This is a genomic window from Endozoicomonas sp. ONNA2, from assembly GCF_024606365.1.
Classification (GTDB): domain Bacteria; phylum Pseudomonadota; class Gammaproteobacteria; order Pseudomonadales; family Endozoicomonadaceae; genus Endozoicomonas.
The window spans coordinates 1-5,630 of record NZ_JAHHPO010000241.1 but is presented as its reverse complement, the minus strand read 5'-3'; the positions used below and the strand labels follow the sequence as shown (position 1 = coordinate 5,630).

The following is a 5,630-nucleotide window of genomic DNA, read 5'->3' as shown; positions in this document are numbered from 1 at the left end:
TTCACTAAAAATTTCCGACTTTTTATCCTCAATTTTCTGCCATCCTCGCTACAGGGACGCCCAGTCGGGCGCTATTCTCGAACAGCCTCCTATATTGGACGGATTGTGTCAGAGAGGAACTTTTATAAAAATGAGCAATCTCAAGGTGTAATTCAATAGCTTCGTAATGCAAATGATTCCTCTAATAGCTCTGATCAGTGGCAGTGCCAAAGCGTTTCTGACAGGTGATGTGGGTCCTGTCGATTCGATAAATCAGCTTGATATCTCACTGTCCGAGATAGACCCGGTAAAACAACAGTTACCCATTTACCCAATACCCTCCCCGGCAGTACTTTATTTCTCGCCTTACTGTTTTAGCCAAAACAGTGTCCCAATTAACAGCAAGGAACTTGGCGAATATCAAATACTACAGCTTGACGATAACCCTATTCCAAGTTGTTTGCCCTGGAGCGAAATAGATACTCAAGACACTGAAAGCATTAGCTCAACAACCACTCATATGGCAGCCGGGGTAATACCAAACACCAGTACCAATATTGAACCGGCCTCTGGCTTTCACGATAACTACTCAATGATCAGTCCATCCTCTGATCCCTGGCCACAAGGACTGTTGAACAAGGATGACCACATCACCTATGGTGATTTAAGAGATTGGTTAAATGGCCTGGACGGTATCTACAATGAAGAGTCGGTATTTCGCTCGATCCTTGACCTTCCCTACCCCACGGAGCAATCACAACTACTCCCGGATCAAATAAGCACTCGCCCGACCTACGGCTGGGTCTTGGATAATTTCCTGACCGATTGGATTAAAGAAAGGGTAATGCAGGCTGCAGCGCCTGATCCGGTTGAGCTTATGAATGACGGTATGGCCAACAATAATGAATCACCACAGCAGGTTGAGACGTCAAAGACATTTGATCAGATATACATTCCTTTTATTGATCAGTTTGACCGCCAGGATGAAGAGCAGGCAAGCGAGTTCTACCAAAAAATATATGAACTACTGACCCCTCTCAGAGGGCTGCTGGTCATTGCTATCACTGCAGTTGACAGGCCACAGGGCAATGATGCTATCACCAGGGGACGGAGACTTGGTGGGTTATTGCACCAGTCAGGAATACCTGCTGACAATATCAGAGTTATGGGATCGCACAGACACAGTTATCTATTGGCCAAAAGAAGCGAGAATGGCGATCAATCCAGCCCGCCCAACGAAAAAACGCCTGCAAGCTACTGGTACGATCGCCAGGAGGATGTCCGAGAATAGACTGTCCCCCAGACGGGCGCTATTGTCGGACAACCTCCTGGCGCACTGATATTGAAAATTAAATTTGCAATTCTCGGACGACCTCACAACATAACTAATCACCTATTCTATAAATTCGGATTAAAAAATGTGGGAGTAAAATGAATGGCCGAGTCATTCTTCGAACAACAAAATGTGCTTGGACTTATACTGGAAACCTGCTGCAAGGATCCTGTTACAGGCTTTTTTCGTGACGGTTTCTGTCACACCCATCCCGATGACAAGGGGGGGCATACGGTCTGTGCGCAAATGACTGATGAATTTCTGCAATACTCACTGTCCAAGGGTAATGACCTGATCACTCCCCGGGAGGAATGGGACTTTCCCGGACTCAAGGCCGGGGATCGATGGTGTCTTTGTGCAGCACGATGGCAAGAAGCTTTGGAAAACAACATAGCGCCTCCGGTGTATGTCAGGGCCACCCATATCAATACCCTGAAGGTAATTGAACTCACTGTTTTGAAGCAGTTTGCCATTGACCTCTGTTAACCCGGATATTTCATAAACTGCCCCGAATCTCGCGCACGACTACATGGATGTGAGAGCCAGGGCGGGGCAAGATGCCAAAGCCCGGGGCTTTGTTGCACTTAGAGAATTTTTGCCGGAAACTTCGCAGCCAGTTTAATCAAACCCCGGCTGCGCCCGGGCAGAGAAGCCAACTAAACAACGCTGGCAATCGCACCGGGTTTTCGCAACATTTTATCTATGTCGCCTATATGAGTTTCTTCATCGGCAATCAAGCGCCGGGCATACTCTTCAATTACTACCAGCTTATTAGCCTCTGCAAGTTCCAATAGATCGTAATAATACTTCACACCCTGCTTTTCAAAATCCAGAGACTCCATAAGGATGTCGTGAATATCATGTTTTGAGGTTTCCAAAAGCCCTCCGATGCCGAGGGATGGGTGCTCACCAAGGTAGGTGATCATCTCACCCGCCTCATAGGCATGATTCAGGGTTTCTGTTGCAGCTGAACGAAACCAGCCAACAATAGGAATCCTGCTATAACCATAAACCATAAAGCTGTAGTGACTGTATCGAACAACACCTGCCAGCTCATGTTCCAGAATCTGGTTCAACTTGACCACTACGGCCTGTTGGTCAGCAGACATAAGCACCTCATCTCAACGTTATAGTTACGAGGGTAGTATAGTCAGAATTTTTAGCACAGAGTTAACTGGCTATCGACAACTCGTAGAGTTAATGATTCAATACTACCTATTGATTTCAGCAAGCTATTCATTTCAGCAAGTCAGACACTCATCTCAGTGCAGATTAGTTAATTCAATAGGTCGGTCGAGTTATGCACAATATTCAAGACGGTCCAAATAATCATGACCGCAATTATTTAACAGGTGAACCTTCCGGAGCAGTTGCTGCACCTTCAAGAGCAACGCTTGGTCCTTTTCATGTTGCTTCCAGTACGAATGCTGAAAGTAACCTTCAACCCCATTTAGCGTCTGCACCCGAGCCCGGGGATAATAATATTTTTGAATTTACATTGGGGGGTGTCATATACGTAGCAACAAATCTGGATGATCTTTTAAGTTATGATCAACTTCTGATAAATCTCCAACTGTCTTGCGAAGAATATATTGACTATGGCCAGCCAGTAGAGCAAATTGCCAATGACATTCGCTCAAATCCTTCTCTTTTACCGTTACTTATAGCCGTTAATAATATTAAGGTAACCCCTTTTACCCGAGAAGTTCCCAGAATTGCAGATAGACATGTAACATCACGAGATTCTGATTCGAGTGATAGCAGTGAGTCTGATAATGAAACAGAAAGCCAATTTAATGAAGCAATGAGTGATGTGGTTAGCAGAAAACAATCATTTGCTAATACTGACTGGAGGAATGCAAGACTTTCGTCAGACTTTCCCTCTGATATCACTGATCAGGAATTTATAAAAAGCGGTTTTTACTCAATCGAAATTGAAGATAAGGTACAATGTTTTTCCTGTGGTGGTGTTATTGAAAACTGGACAAAAGATCAAAATCCAGATGATCGACATGCCCAACTATTTCCAAAGTGCCAGTTTATCAGAAAGAAGTTGAGCGCACGTTTGGTTGAAGCAATACAAAACACTCTGACAAGTGTACAAAAACAGAATGTAGCCATCACTATTCCGGGTTCTCGACACTTATATTGTCAACCTGTCATTGGGCAGGGTAATTCCGAGCAGATGATTACAGACCTGGACTATATGTCTGACCGGGAATTGGAATTGCAACTTTCTCATTCTGATAGCACCGATTCCAGTCCTTCCTCACCCGTGTCGTGGTCTGATAGAGAGATTCCTGCAAATAGTAATCAACGCATAGACAGCAATCTGTCAATAGATGAAGCCAAAGTAAGGCTTGCAAACATTGTCAGTCCAAATCAAATGAGAATGCTTAACTACCTGGAGCAAAAGGTCAACGAGGCAAATATACAAAATGCATACAAAGGAATACTCAACAGTTTGCTGATACGGCCAGAACTCATCAGCGAGATTACAACAATAATCGACAGTATGTCACAACGTGATTGCCGTGATCATACAGCGGAGGTCTGTGACCAAATAAAAGTAAGATTCAAGGCAGCATCACTCACACAGGATATATTTGATGCGCATAACAGAATTGATTGGCCTTTGTTGCTGTATAGAGCCAAACTTCTCTTTCACGAGGATCAATTATTAGTGGTCATGGGTAATTACAGACTACTTGAAAATGATGAAACGACTGAAGTCAGGGCATATTTAAAAAACCGATTTGCCAGTGAAATTTGTGAGTTTACTGAAAATCATATTCAACAACGTTACCAACATGTAGTGACAGATGGTTATATTGATGAAGAGAAATATAACATTTTAAAAGTTGAATTCACCCGGGCTACAAATAATTGTCACAAATTCAAACAGTTCTTACTTAATTTGTGCCAAGATAATGTTTTTTTTGAATTTATCAAACGCCATGATGAAGACTTGTCACAATTGATGGCTGAGGAAGATAGTAACTTTACAATGATAATGGAAGATTACGAAAACCGCTACCCGGGTGCTTCCAATTGGAATGAGCAGAGTTACGTTGCTGCCTCCAACGACCTTAGGGATGCCAGAGAGCGTGCTTTCTCAAAAATATTTGAAAACTTTATTGAATCAAAGATTAAGCTACATTGGAGTACGATTTTTACCGCGACTCACTATATACAGGACAGAAGATGAAAGCAGAATTGATTATTCTTTGAGCAAAGCTGATAAAAACCTGTCTATCCCCAGCCTGAACGGGGATTTTATGGCTTCATACACCCATTCAGAGAGCGTTCTTTTGCTTCATCACAATACCAACAATCAATTAATATTGAATAAATTAAATGAAGCCAGGAACTTTTCCAATGAAAGTGCAGTCTTAAGCAGTAACTTGGGCAATAGACAATACAGAGATTCCATGAATTACTCTAATAAATTACCCTCACAGGATTCTAATATGGGAATTTACGGTCACTCAAATGAACAAACGTACCAGCGCGAGTTAACTGAGATACAGCCGAACTTTCAAGGAATGCCTGTAGAATCATTGGAATCTTCTTTTTCGGTCCATATTAGCCAACCGAACACAAACCAGGCAGATCATTTTAACCCACAGAAAAAACCAACTGATACTGATCAAAAAAACACTACCCTCTGGGATACCAGCATTACTCAAACTCCTGAAATAACAGCATCAATTCTTGATCAAAACCTGCAGCGTCCCATTAATTGTCCATCAAAAATTTACAACTACGTATTTTGTAATTCTCCCCTTGAACTTGAAGAAAGTGACGACACATTAGCATCCACAGGATGAATAAACTCTCAACAATCTGGTCATCAATTACCCTCAAGCCATTCATGTGGAACAATTTCTTCTCAGTTGTCCTTACGTTCGTCTGATATTACTGGCATACCGGATACAGACCCACAACAGAAATTTGTAACTGACACTTTAATTCTCACCCATGAGGCTGTCCGAGAATAACGCCCACCCAGGCGACACACCGTAGCGAGGATGGCAGAAAATTGAGGATAAAAAAAACTCTGTCCGATTATCCATAACGAGGCAGATCCCTTAATACTGACTCAGCTCTAGACTTCATAAACATGCTCCCGCTCTCGCTTGTCTCGCTCTATGGGAGTTTTGTTCAGTCGACCATACTCGGCGCTCCCTCACAAAATCCCTCAACGCGACAAACTCAAGCGCGAGATACGGTGCTGTTTATGAAATATCCGGGATAGGAGGTTGTCCAAGAATAGACTGCCCTGCTGCGGTTGCGATAAATTGGTCTAAAAATTCCT

General features: G+C 43.0%; 5 protein-coding genes. 4 read left to right on the top strand and 1 reads right to left on the bottom strand.

Features of this window, described 5'->3' with window-relative positions; all coding sequences use genetic code 11:
- Positions 1-172: 172 nt before the first annotated feature.
- Complete coding sequence (locus KDK14_RS04375) at positions 173-1,270, top strand: hypothetical protein (protein WP_257263800.1); 1,098 nt, start codon at positions 173-175, stop codon at positions 1,268-1,270.
- Positions 1,271-1,414: 144 nt separating this feature from the next.
- Complete coding sequence (locus KDK14_RS04370) at positions 1,415-1,798, top strand: DUF2237 family protein (RefSeq protein ID WP_257263799.1); 384 nt, start codon at positions 1,415-1,417, stop codon at positions 1,796-1,798.
- A 170-nt stretch (positions 1,799-1,968) separates the two neighbouring features.
- Here KDK14_RS04370 and KDK14_RS04365 read toward each other — a convergent pair whose 3' ends face one another.
- The gene (locus KDK14_RS04365) at positions 1,969-2,421 is read right to left on the bottom strand and encodes a bacterioferritin (protein WP_257263798.1); all 453 of its coding nucleotides are present in this window, start codon (positions 2,419-2,421) and stop codon (positions 1,969-1,971) included.
- 191 nt (positions 2,422-2,612) lie between these two features.
- Here KDK14_RS04365 and KDK14_RS04360 point away from each other — a divergent pair, with 191 nt between their 5' ends.
- Together KDK14_RS04360 and KDK14_RS04355 are read left to right on the top strand one after the other, a co-directional pair.
- Positions 2,613-4,520, top strand: coding sequence for a baculoviral IAP repeat-containing protein (locus KDK14_RS04360; protein ID WP_257263797.1), 1,908 nt, complete (start codon positions 2,613-2,615; stop codon positions 4,518-4,520).
- Between the two features lie 19 nt (positions 4,521-4,539).
- Positions 4,540-5,142, top strand: a complete 603-nt coding sequence (locus KDK14_RS04355) for a hypothetical protein (protein ID WP_257263796.1) — start codon at positions 4,540-4,542, stop codon at positions 5,140-5,142.
- The last annotated feature ends 488 nt before the right edge of the window (positions 5,143-5,630 follow it).